This is a genomic window from Naasia sp. SYSU D00948 (assembly GCF_017916515.1).
GTDB lineage: Bacteria > Actinomycetota > Actinomycetes > Actinomycetales > Microbacteriaceae > Naasia.
In genome coordinates this window covers 717,651-732,888 of record NZ_JAFMTA010000001.1, presented here as the reverse complement: position 1 = coordinate 732,888, position 15,238 = coordinate 717,651, and the positions used below count along the sequence as shown (strand labels likewise).

General features: G+C 71.5%; 16 protein-coding genes. 7 read left to right on the top strand and 9 right to left on the bottom strand.

The window, feature by feature from the left end:
• Nucleotides 1–233 precede the first annotated feature (233 nt).
• Both J3P30_RS03380 and J3P30_RS03375 read left to right on the top strand, forming a co-directional pair.
• Nucleotides 234–593 (top strand): tautomerase family protein, encoded by a 360-nt coding sequence (locus J3P30_RS03380; protein WP_210479520.1) that lies wholly within the window; start codon nt 234–236, stop codon nt 591–593.
• A 62-nt stretch (nt 594–655) separates the two neighbouring features.
• The gene (locus tag J3P30_RS03375; RefSeq protein ID WP_210479519.1) at nt 656–1,735 is read left to right on the top strand and encodes an NAD-dependent epimerase/dehydratase family protein; all 1,080 of its coding nucleotides are present in this window, start codon (nt 656–658) and stop codon (nt 1,733–1,735) included.
• Between the two features lie 522 nt (nt 1,736–2,257).
• On the opposite strand, the gene J3P30_RS03370 is transcribed toward J3P30_RS03375, so the two are convergent.
• From J3P30_RS03370 to J3P30_RS03340, 7 genes are all read right to left on the bottom strand, one after another.
• Nucleotides 2,258–3,205: an aldo/keto reductase gene (locus J3P30_RS03370; protein ID WP_210479518.1), complete on the bottom strand. Its 948-nt coding sequence runs from the start codon at nt 3,203–3,205 to the stop codon at nt 2,258–2,260.
• A 23-nt stretch (nt 3,206–3,228) separates the two neighbouring features.
• Complete coding sequence (locus J3P30_RS03365; protein WP_210479517.1) at nt 3,229–4,677, bottom strand: aldehyde dehydrogenase (NADP(+)); 1,449 nt, start codon at nt 4,675–4,677, stop codon at nt 3,229–3,231.
• Between the two features lie 13 nt (nt 4,678–4,690).
• Nucleotides 4,691–5,464 (bottom strand): SDR family NAD(P)-dependent oxidoreductase, encoded by a 774-nt coding sequence (locus J3P30_RS03360; protein WP_210479516.1) that lies wholly within the window; start codon nt 5,462–5,464, stop codon nt 4,691–4,693.
• Nucleotides 5,461–6,555, bottom strand: coding sequence for a zinc-binding dehydrogenase (locus J3P30_RS03355; RefSeq protein WP_210479515.1), 1,095 nt, complete (start codon nt 6,553–6,555; stop codon nt 5,461–5,463). The genes J3P30_RS03360 and J3P30_RS03355 overlap by 4 nt, the downstream gene beginning before the upstream one ends.
• A complete protein-coding gene (locus J3P30_RS03350) occupies nt 6,555–7,964 on the bottom strand; it encodes a glycoside hydrolase family 5 protein (protein WP_210479514.1) in 1,410 nt (469 codons plus the stop codon). Before J3P30_RS03350 ends, J3P30_RS03355 begins: the two co-directional genes overlap by 1 nt.
• Nucleotides 7,964–9,676 (bottom strand): IlvD/Edd family dehydratase, encoded by a 1,713-nt coding sequence (locus J3P30_RS03345; RefSeq protein ID WP_307807387.1) that lies wholly within the window; start codon nt 9,674–9,676, stop codon nt 7,964–7,966. The genes J3P30_RS03350 and J3P30_RS03345 overlap by 1 nt, the downstream gene beginning before the upstream one ends.
• 119 nt (nt 9,677–9,795) lie before the next feature.
• Entirely contained in the window at nt 9,796–10,980 is a 1,185-nt protein-coding gene (locus tag J3P30_RS03340) for a fumarylacetoacetate hydrolase family protein (RefSeq protein ID WP_210479512.1), read from the bottom strand.
• A 112-nt stretch (nt 10,981–11,092) separates the two neighbouring features.
• Here J3P30_RS03340 and J3P30_RS03335 point away from each other — a divergent pair, with 112 nt between their 5' ends.
• From J3P30_RS03335 to J3P30_RS03320, 4 genes are all read left to right on the top strand, one after another.
• A complete protein-coding gene (locus J3P30_RS03335) occupies nt 11,093–11,947 on the top strand; it encodes an SMP-30/gluconolactonase/LRE family protein (RefSeq protein WP_210479511.1) in 855 nt (284 codons plus the stop codon).
• A 101-nt stretch (nt 11,948–12,048) separates the two neighbouring features.
• Nucleotides 12,049–12,477: an OsmC family peroxiredoxin gene (locus J3P30_RS03330; protein WP_210479510.1), complete on the top strand. Its 429-nt coding sequence runs from the start codon at nt 12,049–12,051 to the stop codon at nt 12,475–12,477.
• A gap of 37 nt (nt 12,478–12,514) precedes the next feature.
• Nucleotides 12,515–13,009, top strand: coding sequence for a hypothetical protein (locus tag J3P30_RS03325; RefSeq protein ID WP_210479509.1), 495 nt, complete (start codon nt 12,515–12,517; stop codon nt 13,007–13,009).
• A 71-nt stretch (nt 13,010–13,080) separates the two neighbouring features.
• Nucleotides 13,081–13,536 carry a VOC family protein gene (locus J3P30_RS03320; protein ID WP_210479508.1) on the top strand — a complete coding sequence of 152 codons (456 nt, stop codon included), beginning with the start codon at nt 13,081–13,083 and terminating at the stop codon, nt 13,534–13,536.
• Nucleotides 13,537–13,565: 29 nt separating this feature from the next.
• Here J3P30_RS03320 and J3P30_RS03315 read toward each other — a convergent pair whose 3' ends face one another.
• Entirely contained in the window at nt 13,566–14,240 is a 675-nt protein-coding gene (locus tag J3P30_RS03315) for an endonuclease/exonuclease/phosphatase family protein (RefSeq protein ID WP_210481854.1), read from the bottom strand.
• 141 nt (nt 14,241–14,381) lie between these two features.
• On the opposite strand from J3P30_RS03315, the gene J3P30_RS03310 reads away from it, so the two are divergent.
• Nucleotides 14,382–14,630 carry a zinc-ribbon domain-containing protein gene (locus tag J3P30_RS03310; protein WP_210479507.1) on the top strand — a complete coding sequence of 83 codons (249 nt, stop codon included), beginning with the start codon at nt 14,382–14,384 and terminating at the stop codon, nt 14,628–14,630.
• A 48-nt stretch (nt 14,631–14,678) separates the two neighbouring features.
• Here J3P30_RS03310 and J3P30_RS03305 read toward each other — a convergent pair whose 3' ends face one another.
• Entirely contained in the window at nt 14,679–15,206 is a 528-nt protein-coding gene (locus J3P30_RS03305; protein WP_210479506.1) for a hypothetical protein, read from the bottom strand.
• Between the last annotated feature and the right edge of the window lie 32 nt (nt 15,207–15,238).

Here is a 15,238-nt window from a genome sequence, read left to right as displayed (position 1 = left end):
TCCCGGGGCACCTCGAAAGATTTCGTTATCAGGGTGTGATCGCGGCGGTCTGGAGGGGTCGTACGCCTCGATTCCGGTCACGACGACGCTGTTAGGGGCTTTGGTCCCGGTCCGGGCGGGAAGCGCCCGAAATACTTTTCGATGTCGGGCCGAAAGGTTGTCAGGCGCATCAAAGGCCGGTTAGCATGACCGAGCCCCGGCGCCGATGCGCCTCGACTCACAAGGGAGTGACGATGCCGCTCATCCACGTCGACCTGGAGCGCGAGCTCTACGAGAGCTCCGCGGACGACATCAGCCGCGAGATCCAGCAGGCTCAGGTCGACGCGCTGGGCATCGTCCCCGACGACCTCTTCCACGTCTTCTCGCCGCACGACAAGGGCGAGCTGCGATTCGACCCCGGCTTCGGCGGCGTGGACCGGCGCAGTCTCGTCCTCATCCGCATCGTCATGGTGCACATGTACAGCGTCGCCACGAAGCGCGACCTCTACGCGGCGATCGTGACGCGGCTCGGCACCCTCGGCATCCGGCCCGAGGACATCCTCATCAGCGTCACCGAGAACGGCTTCGAGGACTGGTACGCCGGCCGTCTCTGACGGTCGCCCTCGCGCCGCCCGCTCGCTCGTCCCACCTGCTGGCCCTCGTCAAGGAGACACCCATGCCCACCGATCCCGCGCCGCTCAAGGTCCTCTACATCGGGGGAACCGGGACGATCAGCGCGTCCTGCGTCCGGCGCACCGTCGACGAGGGCATGGACGTGTACGTGCTCAACCGCGGGCGCAACGCGAAGAGCCGCGACCTGCCGGAGAACGTGACCTGGCTGACCGGTGACATCACCGACCGGGCCTCGACCGAGGCCGCCCTCGGCGACCTCCGCTTCGACGCGGTGGTGAACTTCCTCTCCTACGGCCCCGACGACGCGCAGCAGATGGTCGACCTGTTCAGCGGCCGCACCAAGCAGTACGTCTACATCAGCTCCGCGTCGATCTACCACAAGCCGATCCTGCAGACGCCGATCACCGAGTCGACGCTGCGCCAGAACCCGTACCTCCAGTACGCGCGGGACAAGCTCGCCGCCGAGGACCTGCTCATGCGGCGCTACATGGAGAGCGGCTTCCCGGTGACGATCATCCGTCCGTCGCACACCTACGACGAGGCGAACCCGCCGCTCCCGGGCGACTGGACGATCGTCGACCGCATCGCCCGCGGCGACGAGATCGTCGTGCACGGTGACGGCACGTCGCTGTGGACGCTGACTCACGCCGACGATCTCGCCCAGGGTCTCGTCGGCCTGCTCGGCAACCCGCGGGCCATCGGGGAGGCGTTCCACATCACGTCCGACGACGTGTACACGTGGGACCAGATCTACACGATCCTCGCGGAGGCGCTCGGCGTGCAGCCGCGCCTGGTGCACGTGCCGTCGGAGTTCTACCCGATCGCCGCGCCCGACTGGTTCTGGTCGGACCTCATCCTCGGCGACCTCGCGCACAGCGCGATCTTCGACAACAGCAAGATCCGCAACTTCGTGCCCGGCTACTTCCCGCGCCGCACCTTCACCCGCGCAGCGGTCAACATGGTGCGCTGGCGCGAGGAGCACCCGGAGGAGACGAAGCCGGATGCCGGCGTCGAGGAGTTCGTGAACCGTCTGGTGACCGGCTACCACGAGGCCCGGCGCGCGTTCGCGGCGCAGGCTCCGGCAGCGGCCGGTGGTCAGGACGTGGAGGAGCGCACCGTCTGACGCCGTGCCCCTAGCGCGGCGCTCCGGGGGGAGTGCCGCGCGGGGGTGTGCCGGCGTGGGGGATGCCGGCGCGGGGGGAATGCGTGTCCCGGGGGGAGCGCGGTTGCCGCGGCGGTGTTCCGGGGAAGCTCGGACGCTGGGGCTGGGGGGCTCAGGCGAGGAGAGCGCGGGGGAACGCCTGACCGCGGCGGGGGAATCGGCGACCGGGGGTGGGGCAGCGCGGACAGCGCGCGCGGCCGCCAGCGAGCCCCCGGCACGGGGGAATCGCACTCGGCGAGGGGACACCCGCGCCGAGGCGGTTTCCGCCGCGGCGATCTTGTACGCACGCGGTGCCGCCGGTTCGGCGGCGGTCGCGCGGCGTCGAGACAGTGCTACGGCGATGTGCCACCGCACGCACGCCGGCGCTACCGGGCGCACATGCGGTCGGCGAATGCGCCGGGAAACACCCAGTGCGCCCTGTGCACGAGGTGCACTCGGTGTTTCAGGGGGCACTCGGCGGTACGCCCCCGCCGCGCGTCGACGTTACGCGTCGAGCCAGGTGTCGCGCGGAGGAGTGAGGGTGTCGAGCTCCGCCCACAGCTCGTCCGGGATCGGGGTGTCGAGCAGCGCGAGCGTCTGATCGATGCGCTCCGGTGCCGAGATGCCCACCACGGTCGAGGCGACGCGCGGGTCGCGGGTCGAGAACTGGAGGGCCGCGGCGGCGAGGGGCACCTCGTGGCGGCGGCAGGCGTCCTCCATGCGCAGCGCCGCCTGGCGCACGGACTCGCGCTCCCCGTACGCGTACTTGGCCGTGGTCGAGGGGCCCTTCGACAGCATCCCGCCGCCGTAGGGCGCCGCGTTCAGGAAGCCGACGTCGAGCCGGGCCGCGTCCTCCATCAGCGGCTCCGCCGACCGGTCGAGCAGCGTGTACCGGTTGTGGCTCAGGACCACGTCGAAGATCTCCGTCTCCACGTACCGGCGCAGCAGGTCGATGGGACCTCCGGCGACGCCGAGGTGGTCGACGAGGCCCTCCTCCTTGAGCGCCACGAGGGCCGGCACCGCGCCATCGGGCGCCATCGCCTCCTCGAACGAGATGCGCTCCGGGTCGTGGAAGTGCAGCAGCTCGATGCGGTCGACCCCGAGCCGCTCGAGGCTCTCCTCGAAGGACCTGCGCACGCGAGCCCCGGAGAAGTCGGGGTCATCCGAGGCGGGGTCGACCTTCGTGGCGAGGAGGTAGTCGTGGGGGAGGCCGCCGCGCCGGCGGATGGCGTCCCCGATCCTCTTCTCGCTCTCGCCGTCGGCACCGTAGCCGTTCGAGGTGTCCAGGAAGCGGACGGGACTGTCGAACGCGGCGAGCACCGTCTCGACGGCCCTCTCCTCGGCGACCTCGTAGCCGTAGAGCTGAGGGAAGGCGAGCGGGCTCGTGCCGAAGCACAGCTCCGTCACGGCGAGTTCGGTGCGGCCGAGCCGGCGGCGTTCCAGGGTGCGCATCTGTCTCCGTAGGGGGAACTGGGTCAGGGCAGGACGATGACGCCGTCGACGCGGCGCGGGATGCCCAGCGGGTTGTCGTCCTGCAGCGCGGGCGGCAGGTGGGCCGCCGGCGCGCTCTGGTAGGCGACCGGACGCTGGAAGCGCCGGGCGGCGGTCGCGCCCACGGAGGTGAACAGCGAGGTCGTCGCCGGGTAGGGGCCGCCGTGGTGCTGCGCCCAGTTGACCGCGACGCCGGTCGGCCATCCGCCGAACACGACGCGGCCGGCCCGCTCCCGCAGCGCCCCGACGATCGAGGCGACGTCGTCGTCCGCCTCCGCATGCAGCGTGGCGGTGAGGCTCCCCGGTACCTCGGCGAGCGCGCCGAGCAGCTCCTCCTCGGAGCCGTAGCGGATGAGGAGCGTGGTGGGACCGAACACCTCCTCGAGGAGGGTGTCCGGCCGCTCCCGGACGGCCCTCGCCGTCGTGGCGAGGACAACCGGCTGCGCGCCCTCCGCCGCCGCGTCCTGCTCGACGGGACCGGCGACGACGGTGACGTCCGGATCGGACGCGAGGCTCTGCAGGCCGCGCGGGAACGCCTCCGCGATCCGGTCGGTGAGCAGCGGCCCGCCGGCCGCCCCTGCGACGGCACCGGCCACGGCGTCCTCGAAACCGCCGCCGTCGGGCACGAAGACGACGCCGGGCTTGGTGCAGAACTGGCCCACCCCGAGGGTGAACGAGCCCGTCAGGCCCTTCGCCAGCTCCTCGGCGCGGGCGCTCACCGCGGCGCTCGTGAGCACCACGGGGTTGATGCTGCCGAGCTCCCCGTAGAAGGGGATGGGCTCCGGCCTGCTCGAGGCGATGTCGAACAGCGCTCGGCCGCCCGCGACCGACCCGGTGAACCCGACCGCCTTGATGTGCGGATCCGCGACCAGCGCGTTGCCCGCCTCCCGACCCGTCACGAGGGCGAACATCCCGGCCGGGGCGCCGGCCTCCGTCAGGGCCTCCGCCACGAGCTCGGCCATGCGGACCGACAGCTCGAGGTGACCCGAGTGCGCCTTGACGACGACCGGGCAGCCCACCGCGAGCGCGGAGGCGGTGTCGCCGCCCGCGACCGAGAACGCGAAGGGGAAGTTGGACGCGGAGAAGACGGCGACGGGACCGACGGGGTGCAGCACGCGCCGGACGTCGGGCTTCGGCGGGGTGGCCGAGGGATCCGCGTGGTCGATGATCGCCTCGAGGTAGGAGCCCTCGGTGATCACGTCGGCGAAGAGGCGCAGCTGGCCCGTGGTCCGGGCGACCTCGCCGCCGAGCCGTGTGGAGCCCAGGCGGGTCTCTGAGTCGGCGATCCGCACGAGCTCGTCGGTGTGCTCGTCGAGGCGGTCGGCGACCGCGCGCAGCCACCGGGCCCGCTCGGCGTCCGGCGCCGCCGCGGCGACGGGGGCGGCGGCGGCCGCGGCCGCGGTGATCCTGCGCAGTTCGTCCAGGTCCGTCATCTGTTCTCCTCCGTCACATCCAGCCGCCGTCGACGACCCACTTCTGCGCCGTGCACGACCGCGAGTCGTCCGCGGCGAGCCACAGGAGCATCCTCGCGACGTCCTCGGGGTAGAGCTTCTGCGGCAGGCACTGGTTGCGCTCGATCGACGCCTCGGCCTCGGGCGTGATCCACTCACGCAGCTGCCGGTCCGTCATGATCCAGCCCGGGATGATGCAGTTGACCCGGATGCCCCACGGCCCGAGCTCCCGCGCCAGCGTGCGCGTGAGGCCTTCGATGCCGGCCTTGGCGGTGATGTAGCCGGGCAGGTCGACCAGGTCGATGTGTGCGCTGATCGAGCCGAGGTTGATGATCGAGCCGCGACCCGCCTCGCGCATCATCGGGACCACGGCCTGCGCCGCGAAGAAGTGGTGGCGGAGGTTGACCGCCATCTCCTCGTCCCAGAGCGCGAGGTCCATCTCCATGACCTTGTGGCGGTCGTCGCGTGCCGCGTTGTTGACGAGGACCGTGATCGGGCCGAGGCGCTCGCCGGCGGTGGCGATCGCCTGCTGGACGGCCGGGATCTCCCGCACGTCGCAGGGCAGGAACAGCGGCTCGGGGTCGCCCCGGTCTGCGATCCGCTGTGCGAGGGCTGTGCCGGCCTGCTCGTTGATGTCGATGAAGGCCACGCGGGCGCCCTGAGCGGCGAGGGAGCTCACGAACTCCTCGCCGAGCCCGGTCGCGCCGCCGCTCACGAACGCGACCTGGCCGCGCAGGCTGGGGTAGACGGCGTACTGCGGGTCGCTCACGGGACGATCACTCCTCTTCCCACGGCACCGCGCAGGTCGTCGTAGGCCTCGTTCACCGACTCCAGGGGATACGTCGTGCCGACCAGCTCGTCGAGCGGCAGCCGCCCGGACAGGTAGAGCCCGAAGATCCGCGGCAGGTCGATCAGGGGGTTCGCGGACCCGTAGAGCGAGCCGATGATGCGCTTCTGCCGCTGCACGAGCTGGTTGACCGGGATCGCGAACGTCTCGCCTACGCGCCCGAGGCCGACGGCGACGAGCGTCCCGGCGGGCGAGAGCGCGTCGAAGGCCTGCTGCAGCGTCTGCGGCCGTCCGATCGCCTCGATGGCGAAGTCCACACCGCCCGGGACCTCCGCGAGCACCTGCGCGACGACGTCTCCGGAACGCGCGTCGATCGTCGCCGTCGCGCCGAGGCGGCGGGCATGCTCGAGCTTCCGCGGGTCGATGTCGACGACCACGATGGGATCGGCGCCCGAGAGGCGGGCGCCCATCACCGCGGACAGGCCGACGCCGCCCGCGCCCAGCACGAGCAGGGACCGGCCGGCGCATTCGCCGACGGCGTGGAAGACGGCGCCCACGCCGGTGATCACCGCGCAGCCGGCGATCGCCGCGATGTGCGCGGGAACCCCGTCCGGAACGGGCACGACCGAGCGCTCGGACACCACGACGCGGTCGGCGAAGCAGGAGACGCCGAGGAAGTGGTGCACCTTCTCCCCGTCCCGGCTGAGCCGGGAGGTGCCGTCCGGCAGCCCGCCGGTCGTCGCCTGCAGGGGACCGAACCGGCACAGGACGGGGTTGCCGGCGATGCAGGCCGGGCACTCACCGCAGCGCGGACGCCACATGAGCGCGACCCGCTGGCCCACGGAGACCCGCCCGGAGCTCTCGGGTCCCACCTCCTCGACGATGCCCGCCCCTTCGTGCCCGAGCACGGCGGGAAGCGGGCAGGTGATGTCGCCCGTCATGTAGTGGTAGTCGCTGTGGCAGACCCCCGCCGCCTCGACGCGCACCACGATCTCGCCCTTCTTCGGCGGAGCGAGGGTGATGTCCTCGATGGTGAGCGGCTCTCCCGGCGTCCTCAGCACGGCGGCGCGCATCAGCCCTCCTTCAGCTGCTCGAGCAGGGTCTCGCGGACCGTGCAGTTGGCGAATGCGAACGAGTCCGCGAGCGCGTCGAGCTCGCTGTCGTCCAGGCCGCGGAACAGGTCCGCGTACTCGTAGGTGAGGGGCTGCGCGGTCAGGATGTTGAGCAGCAGCCGGCGCACGTAGTCGAAGCGGCCCCACGGGTACGGATCGAAGCCCGGGAACTCCGCGGCGATCATGTCCTGCACCGGCTGGGTGACCTCGCGGATGCCCTCGCCCGTGCTGCCCCAGTGGTCGGCGCCGAGCCGGTCCTTCTTCGCGACGAAGTCGCCGAAGCGCTGCAGGTAGGGCGAATCGGGGCGGACGCCGACCAGCCCCTGCCGGCCCAGGTCCTTGTACATCCAGGTCGCCCAGCCCGCGTCGTAGCGCCGGTAGATCTCCAGCTGGTCGGCGAGGATCTGCCGCCGCTGGGCGTCGGTCTCCGGGTCGCCGGTGTAGATCGGGCTGAACTCGCCGACGAAGATCGGGGTGCCGGTCCGGCGCGCGTACTCGGAGCGCTGCAGGAACTTGTCCTCGACCTTCGCCTTGTCGAACCAGACGCCGTCCATGGTGGTGCCCGGGTACGGGCCGCCGCGGCCGAGGCCGGCGGACACGTAGTCGTGCAGCGTGTAGACGGCGTTGTCTTCGGGCTCGTCCGGGAAGACGTCGAACTGGGTGGCGTAGGTGTTGCCGTCGAGGAAGAGGATGTGGTCGGGGTCGATGGCGCGGATCGCGGCGACGAGGCGTGCGTAGAAGGGCCCGACGACCTGCCGGGACTCGTCCGCGGGCTCGTTGATGAGGTTGTAGCCGCCCACCGACGGGTTGTCCCGGTAGCGGGTGGCGATCGCCTCCCAGATGTTCACGACGCGATCCTGGAAGTGCGGATGCTCCCAGAAGGCGGCGACGTGCGTGGGGTTGTCCGCGTGCCAGTCGTGGTTCTGCCCGCCCGGGAGGGCGTGCAGGTCGATCATCGTGTAGACGCCGTGGCGCCCGCACTCCTCGATCGCCCGGTCGAGGTGCCGGAAGCCGTCCTCGAGGATCTCGAACGGCTTCGCGTCGCTCTCGAGGTGCCGGTAGTTGACCGGGATGCGGACCGAGTTGAGCCCGGCCTCGCCCAGGAAGCGCGCGTCGTCCTCGGCGAAGAACGCGCCGAGGAGGCGCTCGAAGAAGCGCTCGTACTTCTCCTCCCCGATCGCCTCGCGGACGCGCTTGCGCATCAGCGACTCGTTCGCGGCGTAGCCCGTGATGAAGTTCTCCATGTTGAGCCAGCCGCCGACGCAGACGCCGCGGAGGCGGATCTCCTCGCCGAAGCCGTCGACGATCTTCGTCCCCGACGTGCGCAGCGGGCGGGGCGGCGCCTCGGCCGCCGCGCTGCTCGCCGTCATCAGTGGGACTCGCGCGCGACGTCGGGTCCGGTGGCGCCGACGAGGAAGTCGAGGTCGGCGCCGCGGTCGGCCTGCTGCACGTGCTCGACGTAGAGCTTCTCCCAGCCGCGGCTCGGAGCGGCGAAGGCGCCGGCCGTCGTGTCCGGCACGCGCCTGCGCTGCAGCTCCTCCTCGGGCACGTTCAGCTCGAGGCGCCGCCCCTCGACGTCGAGGACGATCTCGTCGCCGTCCTCGACCAGGCCGAGCAGCCCGCCGGCCGCGGCCTCCGGCGTGACGTGCAGCACGACGGTCCCGTACGCGGTGCCGCTCATGCGGCCGTCGCAGATCCGGACCATGTCGCGCACGCCCTGCTCGAGGAGCTTCTTCGGCAGCGGCAGGTTCGCGACCTCCGGCATGCCGGGGTAGCCCTTCGGCCCGCAGCCGCGGAGGACGAGCACGGAGGTCGCGTCCACGTCGAGGTCCGGGTCGTCGATGCGCTCGTGGAGGTCCTCGACCGAGTCGAAGACGACCGCGCGTCCGCGGTGCTGCAGCAGCTCGGGGGATGCGGCGGCGGGCTTGATGATCGCGCCCGTCTCGGCGAGGTTCCCGTAGAGCACCGAGATGCCGGCCTCCTCGATGAGGGGCTCCTCGCGGACGCGGATGACGTCGCGGTCCCAGATCTCCTGGTCCTCCAGGTAGGAGACGAGGGTTCGGCCCGTCACGGTGACGGCGGTCGGGTCGAGCAGGTCCTTGACCTGCTGGAGCACGGCGAGCGGCCCGCCCGCCCGGAAGAGGTCCTCCATCAGGTACTTGCCCGCGGGCTGGAGGTTGACGAGCAGCGGGACGTCGGCGCCGATGCGGTCGAAGTCGTCGAGGCTCAGGTCGATGCCGAGGCGACCGGCGATCGCGAGGAGGTGGACGACGGCGTTCGTGGAGCCGCCGATCGCGGCGAGCGCGACGATCGCGTTGTGGAACGACTCCTTGGTGATGATGTCGCTCGGGCGGCGCTGCTCGCGCACCATCTCGACGGCGAGCTTGCCGGTCTCGTGCGCGGTCTCGAGGAGGCGGCTGTCCGGGGCGGGCGTGCCGGCGAGCCCCGGCATGACGGTGCCGAGCGCCTCGGCCATGATCGCCATCGTCGAAGCCGTGCCCATCGTGTTGCAGTGGCCGCGGCTGCGGATCATGGAGGACTCGGACTTGAGGAAGAGCTTCTCGCTGAGCTTCCCGGCCCGGACCTCCTCGCTGAGCTTCCACACGTCCGTGCCGCAGCCGAGCGGCACGCCGCGGAAGGTGCCGTTGAGCATCGGCCCGCCGGGGATGACGACCGCGGGGATGTCGACGGAGGCCGCCGCCATGAGCAGCGACGGGATCGTCTTGTCGCAGCCGCCGAGGAGGACGACGCCGTCGATCGGGTTGGCGCGCAGCATCTCCTCGATCGCCATCGCTGCCATGTTGCGCCACAGCATCGCGGTGGGACGGACCTGGGTCTCGCCGAGGGACACCACGGGGAGGTTCAGCGGGATGCCGCCCGCCTCGTAGACGCCCATCTTGACGCTCTCGGCGACCTCGTTGAGGTGCGCGTTGCAGGGCGTCAGGTCAGACGCGGTGTTCGCGAGCGCGATCTGCGGACGGTCGAAGGCATCGGACGGGATGCCCCGCCGCATCCACGCCCGGTGGAGGTAGGCGTTCCGGTCGTTCCCGGCGTACCACTGCGAACTGCGCTGTTCGGTCACTTGGATCCACTGTCGGCTAGGGAGACCTTCGGCCTCGTCATCGAGCTGCTGGCGTGCAGGGAGGAATCCGCCTCCCGCGGCCATGTCAGGCTACCCACCCCGCTGCGCCTCAGCAATCTTCACGCGTCAACTTGGAAAGTTTCGCGTCGGTTCTGCAGGAACCGGAGGAGGGATCCGATCCCGAAGGTCCACGGCGGCAGCTCCTCGCTGCGTCCCACCGGATTGACGAGAGCGCCCAGGTGCGGGCTGCGAATCGTCACGACGTCGCCCACGTGGTGGGTGAAGCCCGCGCCGGGCTCGCCCCGGTCCTGGGTGGGCGCGAAGAGGGTCCCCGTGAACAGCGCGAACCCGTCGGGGTACTGGTGGTGCGCTCCGCAGGTCGCGGCCAGCAGCTCCTCGAAGGGGCGGCTGATGCGGCCCAGGCTGTTCCGGCCCTCGAGCGTGAAGCCGTCCGCTCCGGCCACCGTCAGCAGGATGTCCTCGTCCCTGAGCGCGTCGAGGGAGAACGCGCCGTCGAACAGCCGGAGGAACGGACCGAGCGCGCTCGAGGCGTTGTTGTCCTTCGCTGCCCCGAGCAGCAGGGCGCTGCGGCCCTCGAAGTCCCGGAGGTTCACGTCGTTGCCGAGGGTGGCCCCGACCGCCGTCCCGGCGCTGTTCGCGACGAGCACGAGCTCCGGCTCCGGGTTGTTCCAGCTCGAGCGGCTGAGCACGCCCACGCTGTCCCCGAGGCCGACCGAGGACAGGACCGGAGCCTTGGTGAAGACCTCGGGATCCGGCCCGATGCCCACCTCGAGGTACTGCGACCACATCCCCTCGGCGATCAGTGCGCGCTTCAGCTCCGCGGCCTCGGACGACCCGGGCCGGATCGAGCCGAGGTCCTCGCCGATCGCGCCGAGGACCCTCGCGCGGATGGTCTCGGCCTGCTCGGGGTCGCCTCCCGCCCGCTCCTCGATCACGCGCTCGAGGAGGCTCTCGGCGAAGGTCACCCCGCACGCCTTGACGACCTGCAGGTCGACGGGCGCGAGGAGGCGCGGCCGCGCGCCGTCCTGGCCGAGGGACGCGTCGAGCAGGTCCGGGAGGCGCCAGCGCGCCGGCCCAGGCGCCGAGGACGCGACGGCCACCGCGTCCTCCCGCTCGAGCAGCTCGGAGACGGTCGCCGCGTGCGCGCTCAGGTCGACCACGTCGCCCCCGCGCACCGCGGCCACGAGCGGACCGCCCTCCTGCGGATCCCAGACCCGGGCGATGAGCACGGCGTCCTCGCGGTCCTCCGGCAGGAGGCCGATCCAGTCCTGTTCGTCAGCCACGCGTCTCCCTCGCTCCTGTCGCCGTCCGGGAAATCTATCCGCGGTCGCGCCGGAAGGCGTAGCCCTGGCTCCCGGCACCCGGTAGAACTGGGCGAGCGAGGAAGGAGGCCCGATGGGTCAGGCGGAGCAGGTGACCGAGAGCTGCACCTACCACGGCGAGGGCGCGTTCTGGGACGAGCTCCGGCAGCGGGTGCGCTTCGTCGACATGCTCGCGGGCGACGTGGTGACCCTCCTGCCGACGGGGACCGTCACCCGGCGCCACCTGGGCGACGTCGCCGCGGTTGTCCGGGCCAGGGCGGGCGGCGGCTACGTCGTCGCGGTCGAGCACGGGTTCCTGCTGCTCGACGAGGACTGGCAGCCGGAGCGCTCCATCCGCGTCCTCGACGATCCCCAGGTGCGGATGAACGAGGGCGGCTGCGACCCGCAGGGGCGGTTCTACTGCGGCACGATGGCGTACGACACATCGGAGGGGGCGGGGACCCTCTACCGCCTCGAGCAGGACCTGTCCGTCGCCACGGTGCTACCCGCGGTCACGATTCCGAACGGGCTCGTCTGGTCGCCGGACGGCGCGACGGCGTACCACAGCGACACCGGACCCGCGGTGATCAGCGCGTACCGCTTCGACGCCGCCGAGGGGCGCCTGCTCGACCCGCAGGTCCTGATCCGGTTCGATCCCGACCGCGGGGCGCCCGACGGGGTCGCGATCGACGCCGAGGGAGGGCTCTGGGTGGCGCTGTGGGGAGGGGGCGCCGTCGCTCGCTACTCCCCGGACGGAAAGCTCACCGAGCGGATCGAGCTGCCCGTGAGCAACGTCACCTCGTGCGCGTTCGGCGGCGAGGACCGCCGCACGCTCTACATCACGACGTCGCAGCAGGGCGTGGACCTCGAGCGCGAGCCGGCGGCGGGTGCCCTGTTCGCAGCCGAGGTGGGAGTGGCCGGCCGGCCCTTGGACGCGTTCGCCGGCTGAGCCCGCCCGGGCCTGTGGCTCGGACGGTCGGCGTGCTTACATGGCTCTGCCGGACTCGCCCGCGTCAGGGAGACGGGTCCTCGACGCGGAAGGAACGCAGCATGGTCGACAACACCGCATCCACCGTCTGGCGGGGAGACCTCCAGTCCGGGTCCGGGCACACCCGCCTGGAGACCTCCTCGGTGGCCGAGTTCGACGTCAACTGGAAGGCGCGCTCCGAGGGAGACACCAGCGTCACCACTCCCGAGGAGCTCCTCGCGGCCGCTCACTCCTCCTGCTTCTCGATGGCCTTCTCGCTCGGCCTGGCGCAGAACGGCACGCCGCCGGAGCAGCTCGACGTGTCGGCGAAGGTGACGTTCGTGCCCGGCGAGGGCGTGACCCGCAGCGTTCTCACGGTGACCGGCACCGTCCCAGGCCTCGAGCCCGAGCGCTTCCGGGAGCTCGCCGAGGACGCGAAGGCGAACTGCCCGGTGTCCAAGGCGCTGGCGGGCATCGAGATCGTCCTCGACTCGGCGGTCCTCGACCAGTAGGGGCACCGCCAACCGAGACGCGGCACCCGGAGGGACGATGGCGCCGTACGATCCGGAGGCCTGGGCCGACTTCGCGGTCGGGGTCGTCGGCGCCGCCGCGGCCCTGACCGGGCTCCTCTTCGTCGCGGTGTCGATCAACCTCGAGCAGATCCTGAAGTTCCCGCGGCTCCCGGCCCGGGCGTCGTCCACCCTCGGGCTGCTCGTCGCGCTCCTCGTCGCCGGCACGCTCCTGCTGACGCCGGGCCAGTCCCGGCTCGCCCTCGGAGCCGAGCTCGGGGTTCTCGGCGCCGTCATGGTGGCGGCCGGCGCCGGCGTGATCCTCGCCGAGCGCCGGAGCGGACCGGCGCCCCTGCACTGGAAGCTCATCCCGGTCGTGGTGGCGCTGCTGCCCGCGGTCCTCGTCCTGGTCGCCGGGGTGACCCTCGCGCTCGCGGCGGGCGGCGGGCTGTACTGGCTCACCGCCGCCTTCGTCGTCGGCTTCCTCGGGGCCGCCCTCAACGCCTGGGTGCTCCTCGTCGAGATCCACCGCTGAATCGCCTCTGGCGGAGCGGCTCCGTCGGGGTCCAGCATGGGGGCCGACACCTGATCGAACGAGGAGTGCCCATGGTGACCCGTCTGAACCCCTACCTCAACTTCCGCTCCGAGGCCCGCGAGGCGATGACCTTCTACCAGTCCGTCTTCGGCGGTGAGCTGAACGTCAGCACCTTCGGCGAGTACCAGCTGAGCGAGGACCCGAGCGAGCAGGACAAGGTCATGCACGCTCAGCTGGACACCCCGAACGGCCTGACCCTGATGGGCGCGGACACGCCGAACAACATGGAGTACAAGGGCGCGGGCAACGTCTCGGTCTCGCTGAGCGGCGAGGACGAGTCGGAGCTCCGCGGCTACTGGGAGAAGCTCAGCGACGGCGCGACCATCGTCGTGCCGCTCGAGACGGCTCCCTGGGGCGACGCCTTCGGGATGCTCACCGACCGGTACGGCATCGACTGGCTGGTGAACATCGCGGGCAACGCACAGGGCGCGTCGGCGGGCCAGGAGAACGCCGGCGCCGAGCAGTAGCGCCTGCGCTCCGGCCGCCGCGCGGCGCCTCAGAGCTCGGTGATGTGGGCCTTGAGGCTGATCGCGCGGTGGTCGGACGCACCGGGCGGCAGGACGTCGACCCGGTCGATGGTGAAGCCCGTCGAGGTGACGAAGTCGAAGTAGCCCGAGAAGAACTTGTACCGGACGTAGGTCGGCTCGGTGCTCCGGGTGAGCGTGTAGCCCGAGACCATGAGCTTCCGCTCCAGCGCGCTGATGAACCACGGGTAGTTGAAGTCGCCCACCATCAGCGCCGGCAGGTGCGGCGCCAGCGACCGCATGCCGTCGTGCGCGCCGGCGATCTGCTTGCGCCGCAGCTTGTTCGACGCGGTCAGCGGAGCGGCATGGAAGTCGCCGACCAGCACCTCGCGGCCGGATTTCCGGTCGTACAGGTGAGCGGCCAGGAGACGCTCGTGCGCCGGGGCGAGGATGCGGTCGTGCAGTGACTTGTGCACGGAGAACATGCGCGTCGCCCGGACCTCGTACTGGTCCTCGCGGAGGTAGATCGCGAGTCCGAGCCGGTTCTTCTGCGTCGCGTCGGCGAGCACGAGGTGCCCGACCCGCTGCGGGAGGTCCGTGGTGTCCGCCTCCTGGAGGCAGAGGACGTCCACGTCGTGCGACTCCGCCAGATCGATCAGCTCGCCGACCGCCGAGTGCTTGCGCAGGTTGTAGCTGACGATCCTCAGTGTGCCGTCCCTCCCCGTTCAGCAGACCCTCGCCACCCTACCCCGGCTGCCGGGGCCGTCCCGTCCGCACGCCCCCTTGCCCATGCGGGGCACCGCGTCAAGCCGAACGGCGGCCCGTTCCCGCCTGCCTAGGCTCGAGGGGTGATCCTGATCTTCGGCACCCGCGCCTTCTTCGAGGAGCTCACGACGCTGCGCTTCGTCTGCTCCTACTGCCGCGTGCAGGCGCCGCAGCGGGTCTACCGGCGCGTGAACAGGTTCTCGCTGTTCTTCATCCCGCTCTTCACGGTGTCCCGCAAGCACTTCCTCGAGTGCTCCAACTGCGGCGGCACCACGCTCCTCACGGAGGAGCAGGCGAACCACGCGATCGCTCAGGCGCCGGCCTGGCAGTAGCGCCCGCCGCAGGATCGGCCGCGGCTCGGTCGACAGCCGAGGGGCGGGTCAGGAGTCGAGGCCGAAGCGGTCGGGAGCGCTCCGGGTGAGGCCGTTCAGCCACTCCGGCGACTCGGGCCATGTGCGGCTCGAGGGCAGGCGCCGAAGCAGGCGGCGGATCGCCAGGTAGTCGGACTCGGTGGGCAGCACCCGGAGGGGTGCGACTCCCGGGAGCACCCCGAGCCACCAGTGCTTCCAGGTCGGCGGCAGGTCCTGGGGGTCGAGGACGAGGTAGTAGTCGGGGAGCGACGCCTCGCCCCGCCGAAGGTTCGCGCTCGTCGTCGCGACCTCGACGTCCAGAGTGCCGAGCGTCCCCTGATCGTCGAAGAACTCGACCCAGGCCGCCGCCACGTGCTCGAGGGGGTCGCGGTCGTGCGCGACGTACGCGGTGCCCGCGCCCTCGACGAAGGACTTCACCGCGCGCTCCGGCCGCCCCGCGAGGCTTGCTGCCCGCACGTTCGGCAGGCGGTCGAGGTCCTCGAGAAGTTCTGCTGTTCCGCCCACGACCACAAGAGTCGTGCTGTTCGCCCGCTCCATGACCGGATTCTAGAGCGGCGGTGCCCGGGATG

Excerpts from the sequence above, each read along its gene's own strand:
- J3P30_RS03380 (WP_210479520.1), top strand. The coding sequence starts at position 234 with ATGCCGCTCATCCACGTCGACCTGGAGCGCGAGCTCTACGAGAGCTCC.
- J3P30_RS03375 (WP_210479519.1), top strand. The coding sequence starts at position 656 with ATGCCCACCGATCCCGCGCCGCTCAAGGTCCTCTACATCGGGGGAACC.
- J3P30_RS03370 (WP_210479518.1), bottom strand. The coding sequence starts at position 3,205 with ATGCGCACCCTGGAACGCCGCCGGCTCGGCCGCACCGAACTCGCCGTG.
- J3P30_RS03365 (WP_210479517.1), bottom strand. The coding sequence starts at position 4,677 with ATGACGGACCTGGACGAACTGCGCAGGATCACCGCGGCCGCGGCCGCC.
- J3P30_RS03355 (WP_210479515.1), bottom strand. The coding sequence starts at position 6,555 with ATGCGCGCCGCCGTGCTGAGGACGCCGGGAGAGCCGCTCACCATCGAG.
- J3P30_RS03350 (WP_210479514.1), bottom strand. The coding sequence starts at position 7,964 with ATGACGGCGAGCAGCGCGGCGGCCGAGGCGCCGCCCCGCCCGCTGCGC.
- J3P30_RS03335 (WP_210479511.1), top strand. The coding sequence starts at position 11,093 with ATGGGTCAGGCGGAGCAGGTGACCGAGAGCTGCACCTACCACGGCGAG.
- J3P30_RS03330 (WP_210479510.1), top strand. The coding sequence starts at position 12,049 with ATGGTCGACAACACCGCATCCACCGTCTGGCGGGGAGACCTCCAGTCC.
- J3P30_RS03325 (WP_210479509.1), top strand. The coding sequence starts at position 12,515 with ATGGCGCCGTACGATCCGGAGGCCTGGGCCGACTTCGCGGTCGGGGTC.
- J3P30_RS03320 (WP_210479508.1), top strand. The coding sequence starts at position 13,081 with ATGGTGACCCGTCTGAACCCCTACCTCAACTTCCGCTCCGAGGCCCGC.
- J3P30_RS03305 (WP_210479506.1), bottom strand. The coding sequence starts at position 15,206 with ATGGAGCGGGCGAACAGCACGACTCTTGTGGTCGTGGGCGGAACAGCA.